Here is a 13,657-nt window from a genome sequence, read left to right as displayed (position 1 = left end):
AGCCCACCCCAGGCAGCGTGGCCGCACGTCGGCGGACTCGTCAGAGGTCGCAGTCGTGCAGCTTTCGACAGGCTTGGAAGGCGCAGAGGTGCGACCTCGACCGCGGGACGCTCGCCGGTTCAGCCGGCGCGCGCGAGGGTCGGGCCCTCGCTGAACTGGCACGAGGTGGCCGCGAGTCGCTCGTCGGGGTCGAGCCGAGCGAGCACGGCTCCCGCGATCGCGTACAGCTGCTCGAGCTGCTCGGGCGTGAGCGCGTCGAGCACGCTGGCGCGCACCGTCTCGACATGGCCGGGGGCGGCGTCGGCGATGAGCTGCAGGCCGGCCTCGGTGATCGTCGCGTTCGTGGCGCGCCGGTCGGTCGGGCACGGGAACCGGCGGATGAGACCGCGCTCCTCGAGGCGGCGCGCGACGTGCGAGAGGCGGGGGAGGGTCGCGTTGGTGCGGGAGGCGAGCTCGGTCATGCGCATGGTGCGTTCGGGGGCCTCCGCGAGCGACATGAGCGCCACGTACTCGAAGTGCGTGAGGCCTGCGTCGCGCTGCAGTTGCGCGTCGAGCGCGCCGGGGAGCAGTTCGGCGAGCGCGACGAGGCGCACCCAGGCGGCGGATTCCTCGGTGCTCAGCCATCTCGTGTCGGCGCTCATGTCGCCAGTCTACCGCATTGGTTGACGCGACAACCGAATCACGCTAGGGTGTTGGTTGTACCCACAACCAATCGCGTCGAACGGCGCGGAGAGGACGACATGACCACCGTCAGCATCATCGGGAACGGCAACATGGGCAGCGCCATCGGCGGCATCGTCGCAGCGGGCGGCAACACCGTCGAGTACGTCACGCGCGACACCGACGCCATCACGGGCGACCTCGTGGTGCTCGCCGTGCCGCACACCGCGCTCGACGAGATCGTCGCCCAGCGCGGCGCCCAGCTCGCCGGCAGGATCGTGGTCGACATCACGAACCCGCTGGACGTCGAGACCTTCGACTCGCTCGTCGCGCCCGCCGACGGCTCGCGCGCGAGCGAGCTCGCGAAGTCCCTGCCCGAGTCGACCCTGCTGAAGGCCTTCAACACGAACTTCGCCGCGACGCTGGCGTCGAAGACCATCGGCGGCGAGCCGACCACCGTGCTCATCGCGGGCGACGACGTCGATGCGAAGCACGCGCTCGCCGAGGTCGTGCGCGCCGGCGGCGTCGCGGCCGTCGACGCCGGCAGCCTCAAGCGCGCTCGCGAGCTCGAGGCCGTCGGCTTCCTGCAGCTCACGCTCGCCGTGCAGGAGAAGGTCGGCTGGACGGGCGGCTTCGCCGTCGCGGCGTGACCGCTACGCGGTGCCCCTGAGGTACCGCAACTGCGCTCGAACGGATGCCTCGGCTGCACTGCGCACCGAGGCATCCGTGTCGGTGTACACGAGATCGGTCACCGCCCCGGTCGACGCGTCCGCACCGAGCCGGTCGAGGGCGGCGCGGATCTGCTGGAGCCGTTCGGTGCGATGCGCCAGGTACGCGTCGCAGATCTCGGCGAGGTCGGGGAGCACCGGCCCGTGGCCCGGCAGCACGGTCACTCCGTCACCTGCACCGACCGCGCTGAGGGCGCGGAGCCGTCCGAGCGAGTGCAGGTACGGCCCGAGCGCGCCGTCGGGGTCGGCGATGATCGTCGTTCCGCGGCCGAGCACCGTGTCTCCCGTGAGCACCGCGCCGTGCTCGCCGTCGTCTGGGAGCACGAAGCACGCCGAGTCGGCGGTGTGGCCGGGCGTGGCGATCACGTGCAGCGCGAGTCCCGCCGCCTCGATGCGCTCGCTGTCGTGGAGCGGGTCGGCGCCGATGCAGAACGCCGGGTCTATCGCGCGCGCCGGGGCATCCGCCATGGCCGCGAACTCCGCGAGCGCCTCGCTGTGGTCGACGTGGTGGTGCGTGAGCAGCACGAGCTCGACGCGGCCCGCGTCGGCGAGGCGGCGCAGGTGCGCGGCATCCGATGGTCCGGGGTCGACGACGACCACGCCGGGCGACCCCGGCGCCCGCAGCACGTACGAGTTCGTGCCGTCGAGCGTCATCGGTCCCGGGTTCGGCGCCCGCACGAGCGTCGCGAATCGGGAAACGGCGTCACCGCCTGCGGATGCCACAGCCATGTCCGCAGTGTAGCCGCGCGCCGGGCCATGGGCACGCCATTCCGGTGCGCGAGGGGCGTGACACGCCTAGTCTGAGTCCATGGACAGCGACCTCGAATCACTCACGAACGATAAGGTTCCTGGCTCGGCCGCGACCGTCGTGCTGCTGCGCGACGGCGAACGAGGCCTCGAAGTGCTCCTCGCCGAGCGACCGCGCGACCGCGGCTCGTTCGCGGGGGCCTGGGTCTTCCCGGGAGGCGCCGTCGACGAGGAGGACGCCGCGGGTGGATCGACCGACACCGAGGAGGCCGCGCGACGCGCCGCCGTGCGCGAGACGCGCGAGGAGATCGGGCTCGAGCTCGAGGCCGGCGAGCTCGTGGCGTTCTCGCGTTGGACGCCCCCGGCGACCAGCTCCCAGAAGCGCCTGAGCACCACGTTCTTCGCGGTGCGCGTGCCCGACGGCGAGATCCGCCCCGACCCGAACGAGGTGATGGCGGTCGAGTGGATCCGGCCGATGGACGCGATCGATCGCCACACCGCCGGCGCCATGAGCCTGTGGCCGCCGACGTGGGTGACGCTGCACGGGCTGAAGGATGCGGCATCCGTCGATGAGGCCCTCGCCGAGCTGCGCACGGGCGACATCCGGCCGTACGTCTCCCAGTTCAGCGACGACCGCACCATGATCCTCTGGCAGGAGGACGACGAGTACGGGGCCGATCAGGAACGGAATGAACGCGATCCCGACGTGCCCGACGACGCGCCCGACGCCGAGGGCAACCGCCACCGGCTCATGATGGACCGCCTGCCGTGGGTCTACCTGAAATCCTTCTGAGCCGGCTCCTGATCACGTGATCGACGTCACGGTCGTGGGAAGTGGGCCCAACGGGCTCGTCGCCGCGGTCGTGGCCGCGCGGGCGGGCCTCTCGGTGCGCGTGCTCGAGGCCGCCCCGACGATCGGCGGCGGCGTGCGCACGGCCGAACTCACCCTGCCGGGCTTTCGGCACGACGTGTGCTCGGCGGTGCATCCGGCCGCGCTCGCGTCACCCGTGTTCCGCAAGCTCGGTCTCCTCGACCGGATCGACTGGATCGTGCCCGAGGTCTCGTACGCGCATCCGCTCGACGGCGGCCGCGCGGGGGTCGCCTGGCGCGACCTCGATCGCACGGTCGACGCCCTCGGCGCCGATGGCCCCGCGTGGCGCCGCCTCATCGCGCCGCTCCTCGCGCGGCAGCGGGGCGTCGGGTCGTTCACGGGGTCGCAGCTGCTGCGCGTGCCGCGCGACCCGATCGCCGCGTTCCGCTTCGGCCTGCGATCGCTCGAGCAGGGCACCCCGCTGTGGAACCTGCGCTTCGATGGCGACGTCGCGCCCGCCCTGTTCACCGGGGTCGTCGCTCATGCCGCCGGCGGCATGCCGTCGCTGCCGTCGGCTGGTGCCGGGCTCCTCCTCGCGATGCACGCGCACGGCGCGGGCTGGGGATTCCCGGCCGGCGGATCGCAGGCCATCGCCGACGCGCTCGCCGACGAGCTGCGGACGCTCGGCGGTGAGATCGTGACGGATGCCCCGGTGTCGAGCCTGTCGGAGGTCGCCGATTCCCGCGCCGTCCTGCTCGACACCGCGCCCGAGCTCCTGTTCACGGCCGACCTGCCGACGCGCTACGCCCGCGCCCTGCGCCGCTACCGCTATGGGTCGGGCGTCGCGAAGGTCGACTTCGCGCTCGACGGGCCCGTGCCATGGTCCGACCCCGACGTGCGACTCGCGCCGACCGTGCACGTCGGCGGGTCGCGGGCGGAGATGTCGACGGCCGAGAACGCCGTGCGCCGCGGCTTCCAGCCGGGTGCGGCCGGCGCGCCGGCGCGGCATCCGTACGTGCTGGTGACGCAGCCGAGCGTCGCGGACCCGACCCGGGCGCCGGCGGGCAAGCACGTGCTGTGGGCGTACACGCACGTGCCGGCGGGATCGACGCTCGACGCGACCGAGCTCATCACGGCGGAGATCGAGCGGTTCGCGCCCGGGTTCCGCGACGTCGTGCTGGCGTCGGTCTCGAGCAGCGCGACCGAGATCGCCGCGCACAACCCGAACTACCTCGGCGGCGACATCTACGCCGGCGAGCTGACGATGGCGCAGCTCGTGAAGCGGCCCGTGGTGTCCACGGCGCCGTGGCGCACGCCGGTTCCCGGCGTGTACCTCTGCTCGAGCGCGACGCCGCCGGGGCCCGCCGTGCACGGCATGAACGGCTGGTGGGCGGCGCGGCTCGCGCTCCGCGAGCGCTTCGGCATCGGCACCGGGGGGTGAGCGCGGTAGCGTGAGGGCGTGGACTGGCTCAACTGGTTCGACGCGCACGACTACGAGTTCGCCCGCCAAGTGCTGCAGCGAGGGGTCGCGGCGCTCGCGTTCGTCGCGTTCCTGTCGACACTGAACCAGTTCCGTCCGCTCCTCGGCGAACACGGCCTGCTGCCCGTGCCCGAGCTCCTCCGCATTGCGCCGAGGCTTCGCGGGCCGACGCTGTTCCGCTGGGGCTACACCGACCGGCGCCTCGTCGCGGTCGCCGTCGCCGGACTCGTGCTCGCGGCATCCGTCGTCGCCGGACTCCCGCAGCTGGGGCCGCCCTGGGTGCCGATGCTCGTGTTCGGCGCGCTCTGGATCCTGTACCTCTCGATCGTGAACGTCGGCCAGACGTTCTACGGCTTCGGCTGGGAGATGCTGCTCTGCGAGGCGCTGTTCATCATGGCGTTCCTCGGTTCGAACGACCAGCCGCCGTCGATCCTGATCCTCGTCGCCGTGTGGTGGCTCGTGTTCCGGCTCGAGTTCGGCGCCGGCATGATCAAGATCCGCGGCGGCATCGAATGGCGCGACCTCACGGCGCTCATGTACCACCACGAGACCCAGCCCATGCCCGGTCCGCTCAGCCGTCAGGCGCACCTGCTGCCGACGTGGTTCCACCGGGGCGAGGTGCTCGGCAACCACTTCGCACAGCTCATCGTGCCGTTCCTCCTCTTCGTGCCGGGGCCCGTCGGCTCGGCCGCCGCCGCGGTCATCGTGCTCACCCAGCTCTGGCTCATCGTGACCGGCAACTTCGCCTGGCTGAACTGGATCACGGTGGTGCTGGGGGCATCCGCCATCTCCGACTCGGTGTGGCACTGGCTGATCCCGGCGATCCCGGCCGATCTCGGCACGGATGCCGCGGCCACGCCGCTCTGGTGGTTCGTGATCGTCGCGGCGGTCGCCGTGCTCATCCTCGTACTCAGCGTGCGACCCGTGCAGAACCTGTTCTCGCGACGCCAGCTCATGAACGCGAGCTTCAACAGGTGGATGCTCGTGAACGCGTACGGCGCGTTCGGCACCGTGACGAAGCGGCGCATCGAGATCATCGTCGAGGGTACCCTCGCCGACGTGCCGGAGCTGGACTCGGAGTGGCGCGAGTACCACTTCAAGGGCAAGCCCGGCGACGTGCGCGCGATCCCGCGGCAGTGGGCGCCGTACCACCTGCGGCTCGACTGGCTCATGTGGTTCCTGCCGCTCGGGCGGATGTGGGAACCATGGTTCGAGGTGTTCCTCGCTCGCCTGCTCGAAGCGGATGCCCCGACCCTGCGCCTGCTCGCGATCGACCCGTTCGACGGGGCGACCCCGCGGTGGGTTCGTGCGCGCGCCTACCACTACCGGTTCTCGACGCGAGCGGAGTTCCGCGCCACGGGGGACCGATGGGTGCGCACGTTCGAGCGCGAGGTCATCGGGCCTGCGGGCCTGCGTTGAGCCGCAGCCGCTGAACCGTTCTCCCTTCCGTCCCCAGCGCGTCGACGATCGCACCCCGGGTGTTCACCCGCGCTGGCCAGCCTGTCATCCGGAACGCCCCGTCGCGGAGGCGGGGCGCGGACGACACCAGGAGGGTCACCGGCATGCGCTGGAGGAGCGAACGAGGCGACGGCGGCGGGCCGGTCGCGGGGATGCTCGCGGTCGCGGTCACCGCGACGCTCGGGCTGGGATTGGCGATCGCGCCCGAGCAGGCGGCGTCCGCGGCATCCGTCGCATCGGTCGCATCCGTCGGCGGCCCGCCGGCCGTGGAGAAGCCGGCGCCGGCCGAACTCATGCCACCGCTCCTGGAACCCGCCGACGGCAGCTGGCTCGAAGGCACGGCGACCATCGCGGCGACGCCCGTGGTGGCCGACGACGACGTCGCGTCGCTCACGGTCGACGGCGCCGCGCTCGACGCGACCCCGACCGTGGGCGTCTCGCACCTGCGCTTCGACGTGGGCACGAACTCCATCGAGAAGCGCTACGGCAACCACGTGCTCGTCAACGGCGAGCACCGCATCGACCTCGGCGACCTCGTGAACGAGCGCGTCGACCTCGAGGTGCCCAATCAGTTCCTCGTGCAGGGCGAGAACACCATCACGTTCGTGACCGGCACGATCACCACGTCGTGCGGCGTCAATCACGACGACTTCGTGCTCTCGAACATCGGCCTCGAACTGCTCGGTGAGGTCGCCGACGGCGAGGAGAACGAGTACAGCTACGACTTCGGCGACGGCAACTGCGGCTCGAGCCCGTCGAAGCTGCTCGACGCCGAGCTGTCGTTCTTCATCCTCGGCGACCCGCAGGGCACGACCGGCCTCTCGGTCGACCTCGACACGGCGACGGTCGCCAACGGCGCGCACACCATCGTCGCGACGACCACGGCGGGTGCGACCGCGACGCGCTCCGTGACCGTGAACAACGCGCCGGTCGGCGCGCCGTACGTGACCCCGGCCGACGGCACGATCGCCAGGGGCGTGCAGCAGGTCTTCGCCACCCAACGGGCGACCGGTGACGGCGGCGTCGCGTCGCTCACGATCGACGGCGCTGACGCGGGGACCGTTCCGGTGCTCGGCGCGGGCGACGCGGTGCTGAGCTTCAGCGTCGCATCGAACTCGATCGAGGCGCGCTACCACAACTACGTGGTCGTGAACGGCATGAAGCTCGACCTCGGCGGCGACTACGTGAGCCAGCGGGTCGACGTGGTGTTCCCGAACGAGTGGCTTCGACCCGGATCGAACACCATCGACTTCGTCACCGGCACCTACCAGACCTCGTGCGGCGCCAACCGCGACGACTACGTCGTCTCGGCGTTCGCGCTGACGCCGGCCGCAGGCACCGCCGCGGGGGTCGGCCTCGCCGGCACGTACCGCATGGGCGACGGCAGTTGCGGCAGCAACACCACCCTGCTGCGCGAGGCCGCGCTGGAGTTCTCCGTCGACGCATCCGCACAGGGCCTGCGCGCCGACGTCGACACGACGACCCTCGCCGACGGCGAGCACGAGATCGCCGCGGCCTCGACGACCGGCGAGGTCGCCACCCGCCTGCTCGTCACCGACAACTCAGGCCCGGCCGTCGCGTCGAGCGTGCCCGTCGCGGGCTCCACGATCACGAAGGCCGTGTCGCTCGACGTGCTGCTCGAGGAAGTGTCGGGCATCCTCTCGGGACCGGAGATGACCCTCGACGGGCAGCCCGTCGCACCCGGTGACCTCGTCGGCCCGGGTCTCGGCGCCGGTGAGCACACGATCGCCGTGACCGCGGTCGACGGCCTCGGCAACGGCGCGACGCGCGAGATCGTGTTCACGTCGGCGGGCATCCCCGACGTGCCGACCGAGCTCGCGCCGGCATATGGCGCGGCGGACGTCGGCGACTCGGCCACGCTCTCGGCTCGGGTCGCCGAGCCCGACGGCGGCGATGTGACCGCGACGTTCTCGCAGGCCGAGATCCTCACGCCCAATCAGGTCTGGCAGGGCACGTTCCAGGGCATCCCGACGACCCTGCGCGTGGAGGGCGAGCAGGTCGTGGCCGGCGCGCCGGCGCTCCTGCCGGGTGACGGTATCACGCTCGACACCGATGCGTCGCGTGATGTCGCGTTCCAGCGCTTCGACGTGATGGTCAAGGGTCACGTTGACACGCCGGCGCTCCGCTGGGCGGGCACCATCGACCCCGACCGCATCGCGACCCTGCGCGCGTGGAACCTGGAGACCTCCGCGTGGGACGCGCTCGCGAGCGCCCGCGGTGCCGCCGCGGGGGAGATCGAGCTCACGGCCGAGGTGGACGACCGCTACCTCGACGAGCAGCAGGTGCACGTCATGGTGACCGGCGAGGACCCCTTCGCCGACGACCTCGAAGCCGGTGCCCCGAACGGCTTCGCCGACCCCGCGGAATACGACCTCTCCATCGCGCACTTCACCGATACCCAGTACCTCTCCGAGGGCGCCGTCGAGCAGGAGACGCCCGAGGAGCGTGCCATCTGGGAGTCGGCGTATGCCGGCGTCACCGACTGGATCGCCGCGAACGCCGAATCCCGCAAGATCGCCTACGTCGCGCACACCGGCGACCTCATCGAGAACAACATCCGCCAGCCTGCGAGCGAGGAGATGGAGCAGCAGGTCGCCGGCGAGTTCGAGGTGTCGTCGGACGCGCAGGCGACGCTCGACGACGCCGGCGTGCCGAACGGCGTGATCGCGGGCAACCACGACAACCAGTCGGGCACCGAGAATGGCCCGGGGGCGATCTACAATCGCTACTTCGGGCCCGACCGGTACCGGGCGGCCGCGGACGCGTGGCAGCAGGCGGAATACGGCGGCCCGTGGCGCGACGGCGACAACCAGAACCACTACGACCTGTTCTCGGCCGGCGGCCTGGACTTCGTCGTGGTCGGCCTCTCGTACGGCGTGACGCGCGAGGAGGCCGAGTGGGCCGACGGCGTGTTCAAGCAGTTCCCCGACCGCAACGGCATCCTGCTCTCGCACGACTACCTCGCGCCGAGCACGCAGCCCGACGGCCGGAACGCCCCGTTCACGGCGCCCGACGGTTCGATGCTCTACAACCGGGTCGTCGCCGACAACCCCAACGTGTTCCTGATCCTCGCGGGCCATGAGCACGGGGTGGGAACCAACGTGAAGGCGAACGTCGGCGAGATCGACCACGGCGTGGTCGAGCTGCTCGCGGACTACCAGTTCTACACCGTGTCGGCCGGCCGCCTCGGCCTGACCGAGATCGGCGGTTACGCACCCGACACCCAGCTCCGGTTCGGCGCGAGCTTCTTCCGGATGCTGCAGATCGACGTGGACCGGGCGATCATGAACGTCGACACGTACTCGCCGCTCCTCGACGAGTTCGGGGCGACCGAGTACGACGACCGTCACCGCTACGACGGCAGCGAAGACGACATGGTGCTGCCGATCGACCTGACGAGCCGGGTGACCAGCTTCAGCACCGACGCCGTGGCGCTCTACGTGCCGACCGCGGTCCTCGGCGAGGAGATTGTGGCCTCGGGCGAGGTCGCCTCAGTCGACTGGGCGAGCCTGAAGCCGAGCACCGCGTATGCCTGGATCGTCACGGCGCGTTCGGCCGGCGGAGGCACGAGCACGTCGGACCCGTCGGTGTTCGTCACGACGGATGCCGCGGGCCGGCCCGGCACGCCGGGCGCGGGCTCCCCGCTCCTGCCGTTCATCGGGCAGGACGCGGCCGGCACCCGGTGATCGTCGCGAGACCCGCCGCCGCGGCTCCGCGACGAGTTCCGCGAGCACCTCGGTTCGGGCGGCATGGCCGATGTCCACCGTGCGCGCGACACCGAATTCGGCCGCGACGTCGCCATCAAGGTGTTCCGCGACGACTCGGGCACGGTCGCCGATCTCACGCGGCGCGAGCGGGAGATCCGGCTGCTGAGCGTCATGAGCCACCCCGGCCTGGTGGGCGTGCACGATGCGGGCGTCCTGCTGCACGAAGGTCACGAGCGTCGCTACGTCGTCGTGGGCCATCATGGGCACCGCGGCGTACATCTCGCCCGAGCAGGCCCGTGGCGAGGAGGTCGGACCGCCGACCGACGTCTACTTCCTCGGCCTGGTGCTGCTCGGAGGGCTGCGCGACGTCATCCGCTCGATGATCCTCGATGGGCGCGGCAAGCGCGGTCGTCGTCGCGGTCGTCGCGGCACCGGCCGGCGGCGGGCTCTGAGTCGCCACGGTGAGGCCCGAATCGGGCTCGGCGCGGCGCGCACGTCGGCCGTCGCGAACGCGTAGCGTCAGTCGCATGTGGACACGAAAGCGACGCCTCGCCGCCAGCGAGGAGCCTCCGGCGGCCCAGGTCACGGGCAACGCCGAGTCCCGCGGTCCGGAGATCCGGATCCGCGCGTTCAGGATCGGCTTCGTCGGCGCCCTCGGCGTGCTCGTCGCGCTGCTGCTCGGCGGCATCGTCGGGCAGCTCGGCACCGTCATCCTCTACGTGGCGCTCGCGCTCTTCCTCGCGCTCGGACTCGACCCCGTGGTGAGCTGGCTGCAGCGCCGCGACCTGCCGCGCTGGCTCGCCATCCTGCTCGTCGTCGTGGCCGTCGTCGGGCTGTTCGTCGGGCTCATCGCCACCCTCGTGCCGATCGTGATCGAGCAGACGAAGATCCTCATCGAGGACTGGGACGCCATCGTCGAAGGCGTCAGGGACAGCGACTTCGTCGGCTGGCTGAACTCGCTCGTGGGCGGCGACGCCATCCAGCAGGCCATCACGGCCGGGGGCGACTGGCTGGCCGATCCCGACAACCTGGGCAGCCTCACTGGCGGACTGCTCGCCGTGGGCGCCGGCATCCTCGGCGGCTTCACGGGCGCGACGATCGTGCTCATCCTCATGCTCTACTTCCTGGCGTCGCTCGCCTCCATGAAGCGCTACGCGGCGCGTTTCGTACCGGCCAGCTCACGGCCCGGCTTCCGCTCGGTGTCCGAGGAGATCACGGGTTCCGTCGGACGCTACGTCATCGGCCAGCTGAGCCTGGGCGGGCTGAACGGCGTGCTGAGCCTCATCTACCTGTCGATCATCGGCGCCCCGGCGCCGATCCTGCTCGCCTTCATCGCGTTCCTCGGCTCGCTCGTGCCGCTCATCGGCACGCTCACGGGCGCGATCATCATCACCCTCGTGTGCTTCGCCGCGTCGCCCGCGACCGCGCTCGCCGCGGCGATCTACTACCTCGTCTACATGCAGGTCGAGGCCTACGTGCTGAGCCCGCGCATCATGAGCCGCGCCGTCGCCGTGCCCGGCGCGCTCGTGGTGATCGCGGCGATCGCCGGCGGCACGCTCGGCGGCGTGCTCGGCGCGCTCGTCGCGATCCCGGTCGCGGCGTCGCTCATCATCATCGTGGAGAAGGTGGTGTTCCCCCGCCAGGACGTGCTGTGAGCTGAGGACGTGCTGTGAGCTGAGGTCCGCGGCGGATCTCCGGCATCACGCGGACGACAGTTCCTTCGCACGTCGCGGAACCCCGGCACGTCGGCACCTCGGCACCCGCTTGTCGGAGGAGACACTGCCTTCATGCGCGAACCGCGACGCCGTCCGGCGCGCACGACGCGTCCCTGCCGTACCACGCACCGCATCACGAGGCGCGATGCCGCGACGCGCTCGCCGCGGGATCCGCCCGACCGCGCGCGGTCAGGTTCGCAGGATCAAGCCGCCGCGCGCACGCGGGAGACCGCATCCACCGTCGCAGCGAGGATGAGGACGCCGCCCGTGACCACGAGGTTCACGCCCGCGGGGAGGTTGAGCAGGCCGAGGCCGTTCGTGATCACCGCGATCACGAGCGCGCCCACCGCGGCGTGCAGCAGGCGACCGCGGCCGCCGAAGAGGCTCACCCCGCCGACGACCGCCGCGGCGACACCCGAGAGTACGATCTCGCGACCCGCCGCCGCATCGACCGCACCGACCTTGCTGATCGAGAACAGGCCCGAGACGACGGCGAGCGTCGAACAGACGATGAACGCGCTCCACCGCACCAGCATCACCTTGACGCCCGATCGTCGCGCCGCCTCCGCGTTGCCGCCGATCGCGTAGAGGTACCGGCCGAACTTCGTGCGGTCGAGCACGAACGTGCCGATCCAGAGGATGACGAGCACGATCGGCACCACGATCGGCACTCCCTCGACGACGCCGACCGACTGCCCGCGATTTCGGCTCAGGATGGCGACCACGGCGCCGCCGATGACCGCGATCACGCCGAGCTTGATCCAGACGAGCGTGATCGTGCGATTCGGCACGCCGGCTCTCGTGCGACGGGCCCGGTCCCAGAACGAGGTCGCCGCCGAGACGGCAAGGATGACGCAGAGCATCGCCCAGCCGGCCCAGACGGGCAGGTTCGCGTTCTGGATGGCCCTGATCTCGGGGATCTGCACGCGGTAGAGGCCGCCAGCGCCGATGACCATGAGCGTGATGCCCTGATACCCGAGGAACAGGCCCAGTGTCACGACGAAGGATGGAATGCCCACCCTCGCGACGAAGAACCCGATGAACGTGCCGGTGAGGATGCCGGCCGCGAACGCGACGGCGAGGGCGAGGATCCAGGGCACGGCGTACACGTTGACGAGCACGATGAACAGGGCCATCGTCATGCCACTCGTGACGCCGGCCGAAAGATCGATCTCGCCGAGCAGCAGCACGAACACGAGCGCCATGCCGAGCATGACCAGCGTGGCCGCCTGGGTCAGGAGGTTCGCGAAGTTGCGTTCGGTGAGGAAGAACGGGCTGAGGAAGCTGAACAGGATCGTCAGCACCACGAATCCGCCGATGGCGGGCAGCGCGCCCATCTCGCCGCTGCGCACGCGCTGGAAGTACCCGCGCACCTGGTCGCCGATCGAGCCCTCCTGCCCGCTGCCGATGAGGTCCGATGCGACATCGGTGACCGAGGTGTCGGGAGCGACCACGCCAGGGGAGGGCGTCTGCGATCTCATGCGTTCGCTCCCTGCTGCACCTTGGTGCCCGTGATGTAGCCGACGACGTCGTCGCGGGTGGTCTCGGCGGCCTCGAGTGACGCGACCATCTGCCCGAGGTAGAGCACGTCGATGTGGTCGGCCACCGCGAAGACGTCGGCGAGGTTGTGGCTGATGATGATGACCGCGACGCCCTGTTCGGAGAGCCGCTTCACGAGGTTCAGCACCTGCTCGGTCTGCGCCACGCCGAGTGCCGCCGTCGGTTCATCGAGGATGACGACGCGAGCCTTCTTGAGCACGGCGCGGGCGATCGCGACCGTCTGCCGTTGCCCGCCCGACAGCGACGCGACCTTCTGCCGTACCGACTTCACAGTGCGCACCGAGAGCGAGCGGAGGGTGTCGGATGCCTGGCGCTCCATGCGCCCCTCGTCGAACGTGCCGAACTCCGTCTCCTCGCGGCCGAGGAACATGTTCTGCACGATGTCGAGGTTCTCGCAGAGCGCGAGATCCTGGTACACGACCTCGATGCCGAGGTGCGCAGCGTCGCGCGGCGTGTGCAGGGCGACCTCCTGCCCGTCGAAGCGCACGGAGCCCGAATCGTAGGGCTGCACGCCCGCGAGGCCCTTGATGAGGGTCGACTTGCCGGCGCCGTTGTCTCCGACGAGTGCGGTGACCTTTCCGGGATAGGCCTTGAGGTCGACTCCCTTGAGCACGCTCACGGGACCGAAGCTCTTGACGACCCCCTGCAGTTCGATGATCGGCGCGACCGCGTTCACGCTCGCATTCATGCCGGTTCCTTTCGACGACGCTGTCTCGGTTCTCAGTGTGGCACTCGTCGGCCCGCACCGGGAGGGGTATCGGGGCTCCGGA

The 13,657-nt window shown here is 70.9% G+C and carries 11 protein-coding genes; 7 read left to right on the top strand and 4 right to left on the bottom strand.

Annotation, left to right across the window (positions count from 1 at the left end):
• Positions 1-119 precede the first annotated feature (119 nt).
• Entirely contained in the window at positions 120-641 is a 522-nt protein-coding gene (locus tag IEX31_RS10605) for a MarR family winged helix-turn-helix transcriptional regulator (protein ID WP_188743404.1), read from the bottom strand.
• Positions 642-740: 99 nt separating this feature from the next.
• Here IEX31_RS10605 and IEX31_RS10600 point away from each other — a divergent pair, with 99 nt between their 5' ends.
• Positions 741-1,310: an NADPH-dependent F420 reductase gene (locus IEX31_RS10600; protein ID WP_188743403.1), complete on the top strand. Its 570-nt coding sequence runs from the start codon at positions 741-743 to the stop codon at positions 1,308-1,310.
• Positions 1,311-1,313: 3 nt separating this feature from the next.
• Here the strand turns inward: IEX31_RS10600 and IEX31_RS10595 are convergent, their stop codons facing one another.
• On the bottom strand, positions 1,314-2,117 hold the full coding sequence (locus IEX31_RS10595) for an MBL fold metallo-hydrolase (protein ID WP_188743402.1): 804 nt from the start codon (positions 2,115-2,117) through the stop codon (positions 1,314-1,316).
• A 79-nt stretch (positions 2,118-2,196) separates the two neighbouring features.
• Here IEX31_RS10595 and IEX31_RS10590 point away from each other — a divergent pair, with 79 nt between their 5' ends.
• The 6 genes from IEX31_RS10590 to IEX31_RS10565 all read left to right on the top strand — a co-directional run bounded on the left by IEX31_RS10590 (position 2,197) and on the right by IEX31_RS10565 (position 11,267).
• Positions 2,197-2,928, top strand: a complete 732-nt coding sequence (locus IEX31_RS10590; RefSeq protein WP_188743401.1) for an NUDIX hydrolase — start codon at positions 2,197-2,199, stop codon at positions 2,926-2,928.
• 16 nt (positions 2,929-2,944) lie between these two features.
• Positions 2,945-4,387, top strand: a complete 1,443-nt coding sequence (locus tag IEX31_RS10585) for a phytoene desaturase family protein (protein WP_188743400.1) — start codon at positions 2,945-2,947, stop codon at positions 4,385-4,387.
• Between the two features lie 18 nt (positions 4,388-4,405).
• Positions 4,406-5,845: a lipase maturation factor family protein gene (locus tag IEX31_RS10580; RefSeq protein WP_188743399.1), complete on the top strand. Its 1,440-nt coding sequence runs from the start codon at positions 4,406-4,408 to the stop codon at positions 5,843-5,845.
• Positions 5,846-5,988: 143 nt separating this feature from the next.
• A complete protein-coding gene (locus IEX31_RS10575; RefSeq protein WP_188743398.1) occupies positions 5,989-9,591 on the top strand; it encodes a metallophosphoesterase in 3,603 nt (1,200 codons plus the stop codon).
• Between the two features lie 223 nt (positions 9,592-9,814).
• Positions 9,815-10,129 (top strand): hypothetical protein, encoded by a 315-nt coding sequence (locus IEX31_RS10570; protein WP_188743397.1) that lies wholly within the window; start codon positions 9,815-9,817, stop codon positions 10,127-10,129.
• Between the two features lie 10 nt (positions 10,130-10,139).
• On the top strand, positions 10,140-11,267 hold the full coding sequence (locus tag IEX31_RS10565; protein ID WP_188743396.1) for an AI-2E family transporter: 1,128 nt from the start codon (positions 10,140-10,142) through the stop codon (positions 11,265-11,267).
• 263 nt (positions 11,268-11,530) lie between these two features.
• On the opposite strand, the gene IEX31_RS10560 is transcribed toward IEX31_RS10565, so the two are convergent.
• On the bottom strand, positions 11,531-12,808 hold the full coding sequence (locus IEX31_RS10560; protein WP_188743395.1) for a sugar ABC transporter permease: 1,278 nt from the start codon (positions 12,806-12,808) through the stop codon (positions 11,531-11,533).
• A complete protein-coding gene (locus tag IEX31_RS10555) occupies positions 12,805-13,575 on the bottom strand; it encodes an ATP-binding cassette domain-containing protein (RefSeq protein WP_188743394.1) in 771 nt (256 codons plus the stop codon). Before IEX31_RS10555 ends, IEX31_RS10560 begins: the two co-directional genes overlap by 4 nt.
• Positions 13,576-13,657 lie beyond the last annotated feature (82 nt).

The organism is Agromyces bauzanensis, assembly GCF_014645655.1.
Classification (GTDB): Bacteria; Actinomycetota; Actinomycetes; order Actinomycetales; family Microbacteriaceae; genus Agromyces; species Agromyces bauzanensis.
This window is presented reverse-complemented; position numbering and strand designations above follow the sequence as displayed.

What these genes read in the sequence shown, in the direction of transcription:
- IEX31_RS10605 (WP_188743404.1), bottom strand. Translation starts at nt 641, where the DNA reads ATGAGCGCCGACACGAGATGGCTGAGCACCGAGGAATCCGCCGCCTGG.
- IEX31_RS10575 (WP_188743398.1), top strand. Translation starts at nt 5,989, where the DNA reads ATGCGCTGGAGGAGCGAACGAGGCGACGGCGGCGGGCCGGTCGCGGGG.
- IEX31_RS10590 (WP_188743401.1), top strand. Translation starts at nt 2,197, where the DNA reads ATGGACAGCGACCTCGAATCACTCACGAACGATAAGGTTCCTGGCTCG.
- IEX31_RS10560 (WP_188743395.1), bottom strand. Translation starts at nt 12,808, where the DNA reads ATGAGATCGCAGACGCCCTCCCCTGGCGTGGTCGCTCCCGACACCTCG.
- IEX31_RS10595 (WP_188743402.1), bottom strand. Translation starts at nt 2,117, where the DNA reads ATGGCTGTGGCATCCGCAGGCGGTGACGCCGTTTCCCGATTCGCGACG.
- IEX31_RS10555 (WP_188743394.1), bottom strand. Translation starts at nt 13,575, where the DNA reads ATGAATGCGAGCGTGAACGCGGTCGCGCCGATCATCGAACTGCAGGGG.
- IEX31_RS10570 (WP_188743397.1), top strand. Translation starts at nt 9,815, where the DNA reads ATGCGGGCGTCCTGCTGCACGAAGGTCACGAGCGTCGCTACGTCGTCG.
- IEX31_RS10600 (WP_188743403.1), top strand. Translation starts at nt 741, where the DNA reads ATGACCACCGTCAGCATCATCGGGAACGGCAACATGGGCAGCGCCATC.
- IEX31_RS10565 (WP_188743396.1), top strand. Translation starts at nt 10,140, where the DNA reads ATGTGGACACGAAAGCGACGCCTCGCCGCCAGCGAGGAGCCTCCGGCG.